The sequence below is a fragment of the Legionella jordanis genome, assembly GCF_900637635.1.
In the GTDB taxonomy this organism is placed as follows: domain Bacteria; phylum Pseudomonadota; class Gammaproteobacteria; order Legionellales; family Legionellaceae; genus Tatlockia; species Tatlockia jordanis.
This window is the reverse complement of record NZ_LR134383.1, coordinates 2,672,839-2,687,416: the sequence shown is the minus strand read 5'-3', so window position 1 is coordinate 2,687,416 and position 14,578 is coordinate 2,672,839. Positions and strand designations below refer to the sequence as shown.

The window sequence follows — 14,578 nt, the reverse complement described above, 5'->3', positions numbered from 1 at the left end:
ATGAGAAAGGTATTTCGGTTGTTGGCGGTTGTTCTTGATGCCATTGTCGGAGTGGCAGAGCATAAACCTGCCAAACGCTACATGTCTGTTTATGAGGCTCAAGATAAACTTGATAATGGCTTGATCACTATTCGTGAATACAATGAAGCCTTCGAACGTAAAGATGTGCTTTAACATATTCATCGAATTCCTTTTGAAATAATTTTTACTCCTGTCTTGGCTACCTGCATACCTGATTGCGCCATGCTTTCGCTCTGCCTATCTGAACCATTGACCAAATCCATAAGACCCGCCCCAGCGTCACCGCCAAAATGACTTGATAATCTCAGCAATAAAACTGGTGCAACAAAGTAAAACATCACCGCCATATTCTTCATGGCCGAAATTGCATCGTTTTCACCTAATGGGTCAAGCACTGAACGTTCAAGAAATCCTACTAAATGCCAGAGGTATTGAAGAAAAATAGCCATGACAAATAAGGCGCACAAGCTGCCTAATGCTCTGGTGCTGTAGCAACTCAATGACAGAACCATTGGGGTGAGAATGATTAAAAAGAACATGAAAAATGCCTGCATAACGGGCAGAGTTTGCATGATGGCTTCTCTTTTTAATGGGGTGGATGTCCAGGATTTTGTCCATTGCCCGACATTGACCAAGCTATGGGTTATCGCAGATGCAACTTTGCCATTGTTATTGTCCATGAGGTTTTGTACTGAGCTTGCCTGCATGTCCTTACTTTCTTGCAAGAGCATCTTGGCAATAAAATCTTCTGCACTGATGTCTGCTTTCCAGGCTCTAGGATGTTTTACTTTATACTGCCTAACCCTATCCAACATGGCGTAGTAATTTAGGTGCTTGTTAAAAACACTGGCTTGATTAGAAACATCAACCAGATCTGCTTTGATTTTATGCCACCATTGCTGACAGCTGGGATAACCGTCTTCTGGCAACTGTTCTGGTGGAATATCCCCACGATTAGCTGCCTTTTCAAGGTTGCGATTAGGAGCTTGGTGGAACGTAAAACCAGGAACAGGTTGGCGTGCATGGAGTTTGCTGTAATACATTTTTTGTAGGATTTTAGAACCCATCCAGTTTAAATCATCTTCACCGCCATAGCGTTTTAGCATGGGGTCTAATTCACTGGCTTCATGCTTTTCACTATTGAATTGTGTTCTTGCTTCAATAAAACATTGTCTATGAAAATCCAGGGCTTGCTTGCGAATATTCTGTGGCAGATAGGTTGATACCAAATCGCCTTGAATGGACTGTAAACTGTCGGTGCAACCCGTTACTTTCATGAGACTGTAAGTAAAGCTCGACATGAAGTTCTGAATGATGGCAAAGCCTATGGGAATTTTGACCTGGTTAGTTAGCAGATCTGCAAAGGCTTCATCATAAGTTGTTCCGCTGTCGCCAATAACCGCAGTAGTTGGATTCTTCAATCCACATAAGGGTTTAAATTGCAGGGCTTTGGTTTCCAGTGGTACGCAGGGGTAGACGAATAAGCTGCATATCAGGAAAGTGGTGGCCAATTCATAAAGAAAATTATTTAATGCATGTTCAACTGCATAGAACGCTCCAGCTGGATTAAGCACGTTCTTAAGAAAGCGATAACCAATGGCCAAAAAGCCAAGATACAACAGCCCTGTTTGCCACAGGGCGTTGAATAGAACCTCATACTGTTGCCAGCCTAGATAGGTGGTGTAGAGAGATAAAGGGTTAAAGACAATCATGATTAAGCTCCTTTATTTTCTTTAACGTAGATTGCACCGTTTTTAACAGCAGGCTGTTCGTGATCCTGACCTGGGATGTTTTGGCTTTGGGCTTGATGTCTAATATCCATGATGGTTCCCAAGGTTTCGGTCATCATTTTTTTACGGACATCGTTTTCAAAGGACAAGGAGTGAATGTCATCATCCAATTTTTTTAGGGCAAACAAGACCATATTCATAGCTGGTTTTAAATTCTGTACTTCTTGCACTTGTAAGCCTGCCTGCAAGATGCGGCGCATCATCAACGCTTTATCCAACATATTTTGAACAGCGATTTCCTCAGCTAGTTTGGAGACAGTGAGCATTTGTTCTTCACGGGTCAGGTGCTGAATAGTGGTAATGACTTCATCAGTAATCAGTAAATTGGAGGCGCTGACTTTATGTAGATTTTCTTCAGTCAGAGTCCAAGTACCATTGACCAAATTCCATAAGGCTTTGGCAATGTTCTGACTACAGGTATTAGCGTTCGCACAGCTTTGCAATAAAGCTGATAAACCAATTCCTGCTTTAGCATCATGGTTTTGTTTGTTCTCACTGCTGCTGACCTGAATATCACCAAGAACCTTAACTGCCCAATTAGCTGCATCGGTAGGTGTCGGCCAGCTTTGTACCATAGGTATTTTGGTACTTGGTTTCTCCAAAGAATCTAAGGGTTTTCTCTCTAAAAGGATGTTGTAGCCAGCAATAACCACATCATTAATGACCTTAATAGGACGTTGAAACTTACCGCCAGCATTGCCTTTATCGTGGCCTATCCAGGGAAGCCCATATTCATCACGTTTTTGAGCAATACTTTTCGATGTCTCAGTCACATCAACATTTTCCTTTTTAGCTCGTTTGGCAGCATCAAGCCATCCCTGACTATCGGACACTGATAATATGCCCTCCATTGGAGATTGGTTTTGTTCCAATGCTTGTTTGACTTCCTGACAATCTTTAACTTTGAGAGTAAATTCATTTTGCGCGCTGGATGCTGCATTTTGCAGAACATTGTATAAAGCAGGCATGGACTGTTGTAGCTTATAAAGAGGGAATCCTGCGACTGAACCTTTTAAGTTATCAATGACACCTCCAGGGATGTTTAACGCTGATTTTTTCAAATCCTGAAAAGTATTGGTAATGGATACGACAGGATTAAAACCGCTACAGGAGAATCCCATACGGCCATCAATATCTGCACCAATAACCAGCGTTTGGTCTTTATTAACAGGTGGAATAAATAAATTGGAGGTTCCGCCTAATTCATAATAGTAATCCGATTGGCTAGGCATAAAGCTGCCAGCATGAGTCAGTGTTGGAACGAGTAAAGCTAGTAATAGATATTTTTTCATGATGATGTCCTATCGTTTTTGAGGTTGCCCAACCTTGGGAAAAGTAAGAAAGTTCACGAGCTTGCCTTTATTCTGAATACAGCCACGGTATTTGCGCCAAAGAATAAACACGTAATTGCCATTTCCGGCTTTTTCGTCTTCAATGCCGAAATCCTGTGCGTCACCTGGGTGGATATTGCGATTTAACGGATAGATTTCCTGCCAGATGACTTTCGTGTTTTGTGGGTCGTAAATGGCATTAGACACCACACAGTTTTTACCGCAGGAATTAGCGGTTGACTTAGTGACATGTAAAGGGTTTTTATTAGTCACAATATCTACAGCGTGCATGGCTGCAACGACTGAGGCTCTATAGTTGTAAGGCTGAGTGACGCGCATTAACCTAGGAATTTCAGAACCCCAATGCTGAGTGAATGTGCCTATTTCATGATTGATTAACAGGTGAGGATGAGTTCCCATATACAACAATTCAGCTGCTTCTGTTCTATCCATGACTGCATCAGCTTCGGCGAGATAATAAGGAACACCAAATCCAGTTTCTGGTTTGTGTGATAGATAGGGGATACGGTAAAACGCAGCAGGGCTGCCAATTACATCAACAATGCGAGTCCGCTCATCATTGATATGAAGATCTGTGGTTTGACCGCTGTCATTGCCAAATCCTAACGCTGAGCCAGTCGCAGCTTTATAGGCTTGTTGGTACATCGTTCTTGCTGCTTTGTTTTCATAAAGCGTTCGAGCTTCAAGCCAGGGATTTTCTTCAGGTTTATTGCTGACGGTAATTACTAAATCAGGCAAAAACTGCTCAACCGCAGGAGTGACTTCAAGCCTTGGCGGTAAACGTCCCACCGTCCAAGTGCAAGAGCCAATGACTTTGTAATGGCTATTTTGAAACAACTTTTGCAAAACTCGTGTAGCAATTGTGAAGGTATTCACTGGATGCGGTGGGCTTGTGCTTTCTATAGCAAAGGCAGTATTAGTCATAAAAATAAGCCCTGCTATGAGTAGTTGCTTTTGGTTGTTCGAGTTTTTTAGCCATGATTTCAGCTGCTTCAAGGACATCATGTTCTTTCTCCAGGAGGTGGCGTTGTGCTTTTTCTGATTTTTCAGTCATTAAGAGGGCAAGCAGGTAGCGAGGTGGAATGACACGAAACAATCCTTGATAGCGTGAGCCTAATAAAACTGCTTCTGCATACAAACCTTTTTGTGAATCAATATCTCTGATTAAGGTTTCTTGTTGCGGTGTTAAGGATTTAAAGCGTTTCACATCAGTGATTTCTTTTTCATCCAGTCCCAATAAAATCCAGGTTTCAATTAGCGATAAAATCTTTGCAGCCTTTTCAGAATTCATGTCAGTGACGTTTTGAGTAATCGCAACCAGCCAAAGCCCTAGTTTTCTGGCTACTTTGGCCACTAATAGGCACACCGTTACCACAGAAGGAATTTGAAATTGCAGATGGGATTCATCAATAAAAAGAAAGGTTGGCCTATTGTCGTTTTGAGTAGCCTCCGCCATGGCCAGTATTCTTGGCAACAAAGACACCATGACCAAAGCCAGTTTTCCGGTGTCATCTTTAATGGCAGAAATATCAATATGAAAGATATCAAAATCACCTAAAGGTTCTGTTGGCACATTAAAGAAGCGTGATTTGGCGCTGTTAATGACATAACTGTTTAATCGGTCGTGCATATCCAGAATCCGGTCTTTCTTACGCGTCACCGTTTCTTTATCCAATCGTCGTTGAAATGCACTCACAATATGTTCAGTCAGCATTTGTGGTATGCCATCGTTAAATGAAGTTAGAATGGCATCAATTAATACTTCGATTAGCAGCGTTTCATCAGCTAGGGTAAATTGTTCTTCTTCCATGGAATTGGCTTCGGTAATCATGGTACGCAAAGCTAAAGCAAGCTCTGCAAGGTATGCACGAGAACCATCACCACAAGCTAAATCTTCTGAGTGAGCAGGATCTTTAAGATCTATGATTTTTTGAGCTATTAAAGCAGCTTGTTCTGCGCTTAAATTATCTGTTATTTCTGGAATTGCTTTATACGCTTCACAAAATGGATTTAATGGAACAGCTTCTTCTTTTTTATTGCTTAATAATAATTGCTTGGTTTTCTTACCATGGGCTTTGGCATGAACGAGCATCCGATCAAACGAGTTCCCCATTTCAAAAAGTACTACACGAGCGTTTTTCATGGCGAGTAGTGATTGAATCATCCAACCTGTTAAAACTGACTTGCCACCACCAGAGTTGGCGAAAATCGCGCAATGCGAATTTTGGCTGATAAAATCATGGTGAAGTAAGTCAAAGAAAACAGGTTCGCCTAAGCGGTTGAAAAAAGGAAAGCAGGGTAGATGCCTTGCCCCTTGGTTTCGGCCATAGACTGGAAGCAATGCTGCAAGTTCCGTGGCATACATTAGACGGTCAAAGCATAAGTACTTACGGGCATAGCGGGGATCGAAATTAAACGGCAAGGCATTGAGCCAGGAATTTAAAGGGTGAATATCATAGCTGGAATGAATTAAGGGCATCTTGGCATCATTGAAAATGGTATGCAGGTTTTTTTCTATGGCTTGGGCTTGTTGTTCATCTTCGACTTGATAAAAAACAGCCTGATTAACCCAGAACAGACGATTGCCAGTGCTTAACTCATTACGGGCAGTTTTAATATCATCTCTTACTTCTTGTGGTTTTAAGCTGGTTCCCACAATTCCCTTTTCTAATCGTGTGAGATGAGAGTCCAGATTCTCATCATGGCTAAAGACGACTTGAATGGTGTAGATACTTCCTTCTGGCAAGGTATCCAAAAGCGCATAGCGGTGTTTCGGATTGGCTTGTTGTCTTTCTCGGGAGACTAAACCAATAATGGGCGCTTCCTTTAAACCATCAACATACAGAACTTTTTGTTTACATCCTTCAAAGATAAATCCATGTTCATCGCTTTCTGGTGGCGAAAAGAATATATTTTGCGCCAGATTAAAACCTGCGGGTATGAGATTGGGGTAGGGATAGTGTTCCAAGATCTCATCGGCTGATTTCGGATTAAACCAGCGTATCCACCACTGATAATAATCCTGACCTTTAAGGCGTTTGATTTCTAAACCTGGTGAGCGTAGTTTGGTTTCAATCTGACTGATGACTTCTTGATGTTCGATAAGAATTTGTTCTCTGGTTAAAGTGGTTTGATGTAGTTGCCTATAAAACAATACTCTGATTCGTCGTCTTCGTCCTCGATAAGGCGCACCTGTTTTAGGATCGAGAAATAAACCTTCTGGCCTGGTCATTTTATTGTAGAGATCGTGCAGACGTTGTAAGTAATCTTGCGTTAATGGGCTGTCAATAAACTGTTGTGGAATTTGGGCTTTAATATGGTCGATAACCGGATCAAGGCAATATTCGTCTTGAACAAACATTTGCATAACCCAAGGGTCTATTGCATGGAGTGGAACCACTGTTGCAAAGGTATCGCGAATTTTATTAAAGAGAGCTTGCAAGTATTCATGGGAAGCAGCTTCGGCTTGAATATCGCCTAGCTCAAACCCTGATCCCAAACTTTTTCCATCGGCAAATAAAAACACCTGTTCTTGTTCATCGAAATCAACAATAGCCAGTCTGTCAGCAAAAGAGGGCAACGGATTGGCGTATTGCTTTTTAATCGTTTGTTCTTTGATGGCTTGGGAATTCATTTCCCCAAGCAACCAGTTAGTTAATCGTTTCATCATGCCTCCTTAATACAGTTCTGATGCCAGGGCATATTGATTTTGCTTATAAAGAAAAAAGCGTGTGGTATAGGCTGGTTTGATAATTTGTTCATCCCCGAGCTGAGCCACATGCGCAAAAATATGGATAGGCACTTCGGGATTAGGCAGTTGCTTAAACTCTTCGCTTGAATCCTCAAACCGCACCTGTTGAACAACAGCTTTTTGTATAGGTTGTTGCATGCTTTGCTGATAGAGCTGGCTAACAGTTAAGCCCTGCTCAGGAATGGCGCTTTGCGATATATTGGCGGTTGAACAAGCGCTCAAAGCCAGACTAGCGCAAAGCATTGTCAAAGTTCTTTTGTTGATGGTAACCATAATCTAATACCCTCCCTTGGTGTTCTTTATCAATAGCTATGGTTTGACTGAAATGAAGACTGAATTGGTTTGGTATAAAGCCTGAATGACTGCGGATGCTGGCAGGAACAAAAACCATATCGAAGCTGCCTTGTATCCTTTTCTCAAGCCAATCAGTAATTTTTTGGCTGCCCTCGTTGATAGCGCCGCCAGCGGCAAAATGCGCTAAATCACCCGTAGGCGTGGCAATCGCAGAACCGCCTTCGGCTTGATAACTCATTTGCCATTTGGATAAAGCATTGCCTGCCCCCTGAATACCGCCAGCAGCCATGAAAGCAGCTAAAACTCTGGGGGCATTAGTGATGTACTGTCCTTTAATGCAAGGATTGCCGAATTGAGTAGTCAGATAACCAATGCTGTCATTGTTCACCAGCTCCGCAGAGCTTTTCATTTGCTCTTGGCCGATACTGACAAAATGCCCATCCTCAAAGACAAATAAAGCGGCAGTGACATACGCGCGAACGCAGCTGATGTTATCGAGAAAAGAACCTACGCCAATGGAGTAACCACTGATTTTCATTCCGATAATTTCTTCCGGCAATTGCATCCCATTGGCTGTCATTAAGTCTCCACGGCTGACCATTGCGGTAAAGGGAAACAAAGGTTGCATCAGTTTGCCTTCAACAGGTACTTCACCCATCAAGGCAGACAACAGCGTGACTTTACTGAAATCACTGCCTGCTGGAATGGTATAGAAGGGTGTTTTGGTTGGGGCTTCTTCTTTGGCTGAGGTGTCTTGTTCTGCAAAGACTTTGCCCTCAATAGGAGCTTTATCCAGTAATCCATCCAGATCTTTGATTTGGCCAGATATAGGAGCCTGGTTGCCTTCCATGGGATAGGATTGAGTCTGATGATCAGTAAGGGCTGAGAGCTTTTCTTTCAGCGTTTGCAATTCATCTTGTAGCGTATGGCTTGCTTCTTGTATCGGTTGCTTTAATTGTTTTTGCAGCGATTTATTCTCCTTGTGCATTTGTTCCAGTTTCTTTTCTGTTTCCAGAAGTCTTGCAGACACATCACGTATGTTGTCGTTGAATTGGCTGGTAATGGCTTCATGAAAATTATTGGGATTGGGTGTATCATCATGGACAGGCGTACTATGACGGCTATTGATAAGAATCATGATGACTGCGAGCACTACCGATCCAGCTAAGATTTTAATGCCTTTATTTTTGTTCATCGGCTGTACCTCGCATGTTGAGTAAGCCCTGCGGCAAAGGGTTGATCTGAAACCAAAAAGACGGTGGTGCTCTCATGTTGATTTCGTGGAGGTAATTCTCCTTTGGGATAGAAACTTGCAGTTTGCCAATGCCCCATCAGTTTTGAAAATTGCAGTTTCACAGGTTGATTCAACAGGTTTTTCAAATCGACCGCAGTCACATAGAGGCTACCGCCACGCCATGAAGCCAGAGGGTGCGCTTCAATGCTTGCACCATAAAATAAGGGAATGGTTTTGTTGGTTTGCATGGGCGAGCGATAAATACCCTCTGGAATATTTCTAACCCGTTCAGGCGAATACAAGGCTTGAATAGCAAATCGGGTAAGCTGGATGGCGTTGTATTCGTATTGGCTTGCAGCTGACTGATGCGTGGTTTTGGGATCATCAATCAGGATTTCAATAGGCGTGGTATTGGCGGCTTTTTCATTGGCTTTAAGATTCAGTATTATGACTTCACCTTCGGGTAAGAGCTGCACAATCAAACGTGCATCGTTGAAAGTGTCTTTGGCCTTTAAATACAAACTGCCTTTAACTTTTAGAATATCGAGGTTGGTACTGAGTTGTTGATCAATGATTTTGATGGCCTGGGGAAATTGAACCAGCCTTTCTTTATTGATAGGTAATTCAATCGTTAAAGGGACTTTTTCCCAAACCAGATGTTCGCTTTGCAGGGCGTAGCTCACTTGCGTGAGCATGAAGCCAAGCATTAATACAATGTGTTTAATGCGTTTCATGGGATTCCTCCGTGTCGACCAATAAATCTTGTAAACGTTCTTCAGGACGGGTATAGCCATCGAGAGCAAGTTGGAAAGGGTTGTGTAAACGAGACAAATTGAGTTTGACTACACGCAGGTGATAGGCCGCTACTTTGTCAGCAATCACCATGCCGCTGTTGTCTTTCAGTCTTTGAGTAATGCGCAGGATTAATTTTACCTCCCAAGTATCAGGAGCAATTTTTCTAATATCCTGGGGTTCCATGAAACGATAGAGGCTTGCTACTTGACTGCGGTCAAAAAGCTGCGCGTTTTTATATGCACCCAGCGTATCTCTAAGTAATTGTTCATGACGAGGGGTAAAATAATAGTGAAAGGATTTGATGTTTTGGTTAAATTCTTCTTTGCCTTTATTAGACCAGGTATATAGCGTTGGTATTAATGAGGACACAAATCCTTGTACATATTCATTAGGGATATCGCTTGCTTTCATTAAGCCGCCATTGGCTGCCATATTAGGGCTTAGCCAAAACTCATAGCGTTTGGGCATGGTCATGAGGTTAATGATTAAGGCCAAAACGATGACTGATAAAAGGCCGATAAAAGCCAGTAATAAACGGTTATGGTGTTGTAGGTTGTCGATTTTTTTCCAATATTCAAACATTAGGCTCTCCAACAGATTTATTCTTTTGCCACTGTCCTTGATAATGAATCCAGGGCGAGTGTTTGAGCCTTAATCGCACCATCCATTGAATGGTTTTCTTCATCACATAACCGTAAGGTTTGCCTGCTTTGATACGGGCGACGCCTTTAGGCCACACAGTAATAGATAGGATGAATCCAATCACAAAACCGATGCAGCCAGCGGCCAGCGGATACCCTGCCATTATTCCTAAAAGAATAAAAAACAGGGTGGATACTGGCGTTGTAGTGATGACAATCCAAAACAATTCACGCAGACTTAAGCCTTTCCAGGCAGGAAAGTCATGTGACAGATGGCGCGAAGAAGGCTGACTCATAATTTCACCTCCTATATTTTGAACTTGGTAATCATGGTGTAACCCACGTAACCAGAAGCGATGCTAATGGCTAAATAGGTGATGCCCATTACGGCAAAAGTACCAAAGGCCACCATGGAGCCTTCGTTCTTTTTGGACTCTTCAATACCGTGCTGCACAGTGGTAATGAACTTGATAAAGGTCACGACTGCGGTGATGAACAGCAATAGGCCAAGACCTTGTTTGACGTAATTGCCTGTTACCGACATCATGCTTTTTGAACCATCGCCGATGTTGTCCGCATCGGAAATTTTAGGGAACCAGTTATCTGCCAATAACACAGGGGCATAAAAAAGATTGACAGCTCCCAGGTAGAGCGTGCGAAGCGTTGTTTTCATGTTGTCTCCTTAACGAATAACACTAAAATGAAAATCATCAGACCAATGACCAGCCTGACCATTCGAGAGCCGAAGTTCAGCAAGTATCCTTGTTGCTGTTTCTCCTCGGCTCCCATCATGTGGTTGACGCACCACATCACCGCTAAAATCACCAGAGATATGGCAATAAAGCGAATACTGCTGGAAAAGACATGTGCTGAGATGTTGTTGCTGGCTTGTTTGAATGTTGAAGCAAACATTCTCGCTATTTCGTCTTTACTCATTAGGGTTTCCTCACAAAATCCATTTCTAAGGGTTTAATTTTTCGAGGGGCAATAATGGGCTGGTTAATGTAGTCAATCAGACCATTGCGAATATTTAGCAAGTCCTCTCTCAATCCTGCGTGATGCTGGCCTTGGAGATCTTCAAATCCTTCTATTTGCAATTGGATACGGGCATTGGGCGTTATTTGTGTTTGCGCTTCATCAAGTAAAGGCATGATGGCGTTAATCTGATTAATGATGCGTACCAGCGTTTCATTTAAATCAGGGTTATTCCCCGAGCATTGCAGGCTTATTATCATTAAGGTGAGGCATAGTATTCGTTTCATGGTTTCTCCCTATAAGTATTTCTTAAAGCGGCTGGCCGTCATGGCTACCATTAATCCCATCAATAAACTGACAGGTATAAAGACATAAGCAGGGGTGATGCTGACGGGCAGGGCAAGCCACAGCATGAGTAAAATCACCAATCCCTTTTTCAAATAGTGATTAAGCCTGTGGAACACATAAGAGGATTCTCGGCCTAAACAAGCAGTGCGTATCGCTCTTTGATTAAGACCGTCAACCAGGCCTGCAATCATGGTTAAAGCAAATAAGGGCAGGGCAGCGAATAGGATAATGAGTTTGATTAAAAGGCACTGGCTGCTTAATAAAAGGATCTGCAAGAATTGTTGAGATTTTTCGATTAAGTCTTTGGCAAGATCATTGATGGCCAATTTGTTTAGATAGGGAATGGCGAATGCCCAATCTGGTTTGGCATTTAAAGGTAGAACTGCCAGAAGCGAGCCTTGATAAACAGGCGTAATGGCTTCTCTTTGAGTGTTTACAAGGACACTCACTTTTTCAAAAGCAAGGGCGTAGCCGTGTAGCATCCATTGGCTCAATGCCCAGATAATAATCGCTAACCAACCTAAAAAAAGCACTATAGTTAATTGCATGGTCAGTTGCCTTGAATATTGCTTTACTGCCATACAGCCCCCTCAGCAATGATTAAGGGGTAATGTTGTTCGTGGATATATGCCAGCAATGGATCAACATTGACGGGCAGTAACGGTAATTTGAATTTTTCTTGCAAAGCAACAATGGTTTCAAAATCATTGACGTTGGTAATGAATCCGGTGGCCTGCATGGATTTTAATTCTTTTTGATGTTGCTCCAACCATTGAATGGATGCTTTATCTGCACCTATGACAAACAGAGGCATGTTTAATAACGTGGTATCTAATGTTTTGCGGCTGACTTTGCCTGCTGTAGCTTGGCTTTTGGCTGGTACGCCTATAGGGCTAGACAGATTTAATTTCAAAGAAGTATCACTTTGTGACAGGGTTAAAGGGATGACGTTCATGCTATGAACATTCAACGCGACCAAGACTAAGAGCAAAATCCTAATCATTAAAATCTCCCCAAATCGACAACTTGCGAGGTTTTACCGTTGGCTATTAACAGCAATGGGGTTTGTTTCTTGGCAACTGCTAAGCCTTCAAATTGTTGGTTGCCTGGAGTTAGCGTGATTTGTTGACTGGTCACTAATTGAATGGGGATTTGATGTCGATTCGCCCACAACTGTATGGCGTTATTGTCCATGTCCAGAAACAGTAGGTTAAGTTTTGTATTGGGGGTGCGATTAATCGCGTCAATGAGTTGCAGTACAATGGTGGTAACAGCATCATCAGGTCTTATAAATAAATAGAGTGTTTCTCCCGCTTTTAGTTGAATAGGTTGATGGGCATAGGGTGAGTAAGGGGAGGGATCAAAATCACCAACCACGGGTACATCTTTAAATAGTTCGTTATACGCTTTGTAAAAGGCATTATTCCAAGCGATATTTTGCGCTACCTTTTGTGCTTCCTGGCGAGCAGCCAGGCTGGCAAAGTGTTCACGTTCCACATCATCTCTGGCGTTGAGTCCCAGGATATCAACCGGTGTCATGCGTAAGTCTTTGTAATACAGACTGCTTCGGCTTTGCATTAATTGCAGATAGCGTTTTTCCTCCTTTTCATTCAATCCCCATACTTTCGCTTCTTGCATTTGATCATCACTGAGTTGAAAATCCTTTTCCTCGATGACTTCATCATGAAATTCAGCAAGGCCTGCTTTTGCCAGAGCATTGTCAGCTTGCTGCATGGATGAGGTAGCAATGCCAGGAATATACAAGCCAGCAATGGCTTGTTGCCCAAGAACCAATCCCATGGCTAGGACAGATAGCTTAAGCATGGCTCACCTCATGTTGATTTAAGCGAACCAGCGCATGTGTTTTATCAGCGTTTTCAAATTCTATGATTTGCTTGGCAAAGTCGATTTCAAAAACTGTCCAACCAGCTAAAGCATCTCCTTTTTCCAATGCTTGGGTTTTGTAATGGTAAGCAATGGATGCAACGGGTATTTCCTGGATGCTGTCTATGCTTAATACTTTAAAGGGCAGCTGGTTTGCTGAGAGCATTTTTACAGGTTGCTTTTTCTCATCCAAATGGCGTAATAAATCCGTAATGCCTTCGAGTTGTTTTTTAATTGCTCCTTGTTCTGTTGTGAACATCTCACCTAATTGATGTTCATCTTTGTTTTGCAGTTGCTGAACGAATTTATTTAACTGGTTGAGGTTTTGGGTGATTGGCGATAAATCAGGTTGTTCTACAGGTTGTTTTAATTGCGTTTGAATGGATGCGAGTTGTTTGCCAAGGGTATTTAACTCTTTATGATTTGCAGGCGATTGATTTTTTACACATACAAAAATAATTAATAAAACATTTAAAACAAGCAGGCTAAGCCATTTAACATCCAGATACTTTCTCATCGTGCACTCCTTGTAACCAGACTAAAATTGATTTCCCTTAACAAATCATCTTGTTTGAGAAGGAATAACTGTTGTCCTACTAATACCGTCAGCCCTCGCTCAATTGTTAATGGACCGAGATTTCTACTGACTTGCGGTAAAGGTTGTTGAAAGACCTGTTGCAGGCTTTCACTTTGTTTTTCCTTGGGTGCAAGGTGATAACCGGAATAACGTAACCAGTAATTCACTGCTTCCCCTATGGTTTGAATGGAGGCAGGAAAATGAATCTGTTGCACAGTTTTTAATGGATTAATTTGAGCGGCTAGTGGTTGATTGCTAACCGTGGCATAGCGGTTTACTTGGGTGATATTAGCTGCATGAACTTGCAGACCACATAACACCAGACTGAATAGCATAGTTTTTTTAAGCATCATCGCCTCCTGATTGATTTCTAAGTGCCTGCGCTTGCTCATGTTGTGCCACGGCTTTACGGACAAAGACCTCCTTACGTTCAATATCAACATGCTTAGGCGCTTCTATACCTAGCCTGATTAGCCCCTCGTTTTCAGAGATCAAATGCACTTTGATTTTGCCTTTATCAATGTAAATTGCTTCACCGATACGGCGGATTAAGGTCAGCATGGTGTTTTCTCCTTAGCTTTTTTAAAGAGGTAGTCTTTCATTTGGTTGATATGAATTTGGACGACTTGGGGATCTGAACGGACATGCGGTTCAGTTTTTTGTTTGATCGCTTCTTGACGGGCTTGGATGCCTTTTTGAATGTTTGTGCAGTACTCATAAAAAATCGGCAGACAAGGAGGAACCGCTAGCTTCTTTTTTATTTGTTCTAAAGCAAGTTTCAGAACTTGATTGTCAAACTCGTTTAAGCCCTCTGACCATTCACGCTTTGAGAGTTCGAGAAAACTAGGGTTGCTATAAGTCGAGACCCACAGATAGCCATAAATTGCTGCAAGTCGCATAAACAGCGTATCCATTC

At 42.3% G+C, this 14,578-nt stretch carries 20 protein-coding genes; 1 reads left to right on the top strand and 19 read right to left on the bottom strand.

What is annotated here, in order from left to right; all coding sequences use genetic code 11:
- Positions 1–174, top strand: coding sequence for a hypothetical protein (locus EL203_RS12190; protein ID WP_122224991.1), 174 nt, complete (start codon positions 1–3; stop codon positions 172–174).
- Positions 175–179: 5 nt separating this feature from the next.
- Here EL203_RS12190 and EL203_RS12185 read toward each other — a convergent pair whose 3' ends face one another.
- The 19 genes from EL203_RS12185 to EL203_RS12095 are packed head-to-tail and all read right to left on the bottom strand — an operon-like array spanning position 180 to position 14,576.
- Positions 180–1,733 carry a conjugal transfer protein TraG N-terminal domain-containing protein gene (locus EL203_RS12185; RefSeq protein WP_058470737.1) on the bottom strand — a complete coding sequence of 518 codons (1,554 nt, stop codon included), beginning with the start codon at positions 1,731–1,733 and terminating at the stop codon, positions 180–182.
- A 2-nt stretch (positions 1,734–1,735) separates the two neighbouring features.
- A complete protein-coding gene (locus EL203_RS12180) occupies positions 1,736–3,103 on the bottom strand; it encodes an integrating conjugative element protein (RefSeq protein WP_058470736.1) in 1,368 nt (455 codons plus the stop codon).
- 9 nt (positions 3,104–3,112) lie between these two features.
- Positions 3,113–4,087: a TIGR03756 family integrating conjugative element protein gene (locus EL203_RS12175; protein WP_058470735.1), complete on the bottom strand. Its 975-nt coding sequence runs from the start codon at positions 4,085–4,087 to the stop codon at positions 3,113–3,115.
- Positions 4,080–6,830: a conjugative transfer ATPase gene (locus EL203_RS12170; RefSeq protein ID WP_058470734.1), complete on the bottom strand. Its 2,751-nt coding sequence runs from the start codon at positions 6,828–6,830 to the stop codon at positions 4,080–4,082. Before EL203_RS12170 ends, EL203_RS12175 begins: the two co-directional genes overlap by 8 nt.
- A 9-nt stretch (positions 6,831–6,839) precedes the next feature.
- On the bottom strand, positions 6,840–7,187 hold the full coding sequence (locus tag EL203_RS12165; protein WP_058470733.1) for a TIGR03751 family conjugal transfer lipoprotein: 348 nt from the start codon (positions 7,185–7,187) through the stop codon (positions 6,840–6,842).
- Positions 7,144–8,403, bottom strand: coding sequence for a TIGR03752 family integrating conjugative element protein (locus EL203_RS12160; protein ID WP_058470732.1), 1,260 nt, complete (start codon positions 8,401–8,403; stop codon positions 7,144–7,146). Before EL203_RS12160 ends, EL203_RS12165 begins: the two co-directional genes overlap by 44 nt.
- Positions 8,400–9,176, bottom strand: a complete 777-nt coding sequence (locus EL203_RS12155; protein ID WP_058470731.1) for a TIGR03749 family integrating conjugative element protein — start codon at positions 9,174–9,176, stop codon at positions 8,400–8,402. Before EL203_RS12155 ends, EL203_RS12160 begins: the two co-directional genes overlap by 4 nt.
- Positions 9,163–9,819 (bottom strand): TIGR03746 family integrating conjugative element protein, encoded by a 657-nt coding sequence (locus EL203_RS12150; protein ID WP_058470730.1) that lies wholly within the window; start codon positions 9,817–9,819, stop codon positions 9,163–9,165. Before EL203_RS12150 ends, EL203_RS12155 begins: the two co-directional genes overlap by 14 nt.
- Positions 9,812–10,174: a TIGR03750 family conjugal transfer protein gene (locus EL203_RS12145; protein WP_058470729.1), complete on the bottom strand. Its 363-nt coding sequence runs from the start codon at positions 10,172–10,174 to the stop codon at positions 9,812–9,814. Before EL203_RS12145 ends, EL203_RS12150 begins: the two co-directional genes overlap by 8 nt.
- Positions 10,175–10,185: 11 nt before the next feature.
- Positions 10,186–10,551, bottom strand: a complete 366-nt coding sequence (locus EL203_RS12140; RefSeq protein ID WP_011213425.1) for a hypothetical protein — start codon at positions 10,549–10,551, stop codon at positions 10,186–10,188.
- Positions 10,548–10,814, bottom strand: coding sequence for a hypothetical protein (locus tag EL203_RS12135; RefSeq protein WP_058470728.1), 267 nt, complete (start codon positions 10,812–10,814; stop codon positions 10,548–10,550). The genes EL203_RS12140 and EL203_RS12135 overlap by 4 nt, the downstream gene beginning before the upstream one ends.
- Positions 10,814–11,140: an RAQPRD family integrative conjugative element protein gene (locus tag EL203_RS12130; RefSeq protein ID WP_058470727.1), complete on the bottom strand. Its 327-nt coding sequence runs from the start codon at positions 11,138–11,140 to the stop codon at positions 10,814–10,816. The genes EL203_RS12135 and EL203_RS12130 overlap by 1 nt, the downstream gene beginning before the upstream one ends.
- 9 nt (positions 11,141–11,149) lie before the next feature.
- Positions 11,150–11,782 (bottom strand): TIGR03747 family integrating conjugative element membrane protein, encoded by a 633-nt coding sequence (locus EL203_RS12125; RefSeq protein ID WP_058470726.1) that lies wholly within the window; start codon positions 11,780–11,782, stop codon positions 11,150–11,152.
- Positions 11,773–12,204: an integrating conjugative element protein gene (locus EL203_RS12120; RefSeq protein WP_058470725.1), complete on the bottom strand. Its 432-nt coding sequence runs from the start codon at positions 12,202–12,204 to the stop codon at positions 11,773–11,775. Before EL203_RS12120 ends, EL203_RS12125 begins: the two co-directional genes overlap by 10 nt.
- A complete protein-coding gene (locus EL203_RS12115) occupies positions 12,204–13,025 on the bottom strand; it encodes a TIGR03759 family integrating conjugative element protein (protein ID WP_058470724.1) in 822 nt (273 codons plus the stop codon). Before EL203_RS12115 ends, EL203_RS12120 begins: the two co-directional genes overlap by 1 nt.
- The gene (locus tag EL203_RS12110; RefSeq protein WP_058470723.1) at positions 13,018–13,602 is read right to left on the bottom strand and encodes a hypothetical protein; all 585 of its coding nucleotides are present in this window, start codon (positions 13,600–13,602) and stop codon (positions 13,018–13,020) included. Before EL203_RS12110 ends, EL203_RS12115 begins: the two co-directional genes overlap by 8 nt.
- Entirely contained in the window at positions 13,599–14,012 is a 414-nt protein-coding gene (gene pilL2, locus EL203_RS12105) for a PFGI-1 class ICE element type IV pilus protein PilL2 (protein WP_058470722.1), read from the bottom strand. Before pilL2 ends, EL203_RS12110 begins: the two co-directional genes overlap by 4 nt.
- Positions 14,005–14,223, bottom strand: coding sequence for a carbon storage regulator (locus tag EL203_RS12100; RefSeq protein WP_058470721.1), 219 nt, complete (start codon positions 14,221–14,223; stop codon positions 14,005–14,007). Before EL203_RS12100 ends, pilL2 begins: the two co-directional genes overlap by 8 nt.
- Positions 14,217–14,576, bottom strand: coding sequence for a hypothetical protein (locus EL203_RS12095; RefSeq protein ID WP_058470720.1), 360 nt, complete (start codon positions 14,574–14,576; stop codon positions 14,217–14,219). The genes EL203_RS12100 and EL203_RS12095 overlap by 7 nt, the downstream gene beginning before the upstream one ends.
- Positions 14,577–14,578 lie beyond the last annotated feature (2 nt).

Coding starts and splice junctions, on each gene's coding strand:
- EL203_RS12190 (WP_122224991.1), top strand. CDS start 1: ATGAGAAAGGTATTTCGGTTGTTGGCGGTTGTTCTTGATGCCATTGTC.
- EL203_RS12185 (WP_058470737.1), bottom strand. CDS start 1,733: ATGATTGTCTTTAACCCTTTATCTCTCTACACCACCTATCTAGGCTGG.
- EL203_RS12180 (WP_058470736.1), bottom strand. CDS start 3,103: ATGAAAAAATATCTATTACTAGCTTTACTCGTTCCAACACTGACTCAT.
- EL203_RS12175 (WP_058470735.1), bottom strand. CDS start 4,087: ATGACTAATACTGCCTTTGCTATAGAAAGCACAAGCCCACCGCATCCA.
- EL203_RS12170 (WP_058470734.1), bottom strand. CDS start 6,830: ATGAAACGATTAACTAACTGGTTGCTTGGGGAAATGAATTCCCAAGCC.
- EL203_RS12165 (WP_058470733.1), bottom strand. CDS start 7,187: ATGGTTACCATCAACAAAAGAACTTTGACAATGCTTTGCGCTAGTCTG.
- EL203_RS12160 (WP_058470732.1), bottom strand. CDS start 8,403: ATGAACAAAAATAAAGGCATTAAAATCTTAGCTGGATCGGTAGTGCTC.
- EL203_RS12155 (WP_058470731.1), bottom strand. CDS start 9,176: ATGAAACGCATTAAACACATTGTATTAATGCTTGGCTTCATGCTCACG.
- EL203_RS12150 (WP_058470730.1), bottom strand. CDS start 9,819: ATGTTTGAATATTGGAAAAAAATCGACAACCTACAACACCATAACCGT.
- EL203_RS12145 (WP_058470729.1), bottom strand. CDS start 10,174: ATGAGTCAGCCTTCTTCGCGCCATCTGTCACATGACTTTCCTGCCTGG.
- EL203_RS12140 (WP_011213425.1), bottom strand. CDS start 10,551: ATGAAAACAACGCTTCGCACGCTCTACCTGGGAGCTGTCAATCTTTTT.
- EL203_RS12135 (WP_058470728.1), bottom strand. CDS start 10,814: ATGAGTAAAGACGAAATAGCGAGAATGTTTGCTTCAACATTCAAACAA.
- EL203_RS12130 (WP_058470727.1), bottom strand. CDS start 11,140: ATGAAACGAATACTATGCCTCACCTTAATGATAATAAGCCTGCAATGC.
- EL203_RS12125 (WP_058470726.1), bottom strand. CDS start 11,782: ATGGCAGTAAAGCAATATTCAAGGCAACTGACCATGCAATTAACTATA.
- EL203_RS12120 (WP_058470725.1), bottom strand. CDS start 12,204: ATGATTAGGATTTTGCTCTTAGTCTTGGTCGCGTTGAATGTTCATAGC.
- EL203_RS12115 (WP_058470724.1), bottom strand. CDS start 13,025: ATGCTTAAGCTATCTGTCCTAGCCATGGGATTGGTTCTTGGGCAACAA.
- EL203_RS12110 (WP_058470723.1), bottom strand. CDS start 13,602: ATGAGAAAGTATCTGGATGTTAAATGGCTTAGCCTGCTTGTTTTAAAT.
- pilL2 (WP_058470722.1), bottom strand. CDS start 14,012: ATGCTTAAAAAAACTATGCTATTCAGTCTGGTGTTATGTGGTCTGCAA.
- EL203_RS12100 (WP_058470721.1), bottom strand. CDS start 14,223: ATGCTGACCTTAATCCGCCGTATCGGTGAAGCAATTTACATTGATAAA.
- EL203_RS12095 (WP_058470720.1), bottom strand. CDS start 14,576: ATGGATACGCTGTTTATGCGACTTGCAGCAATTTATGGCTATCTGTGG.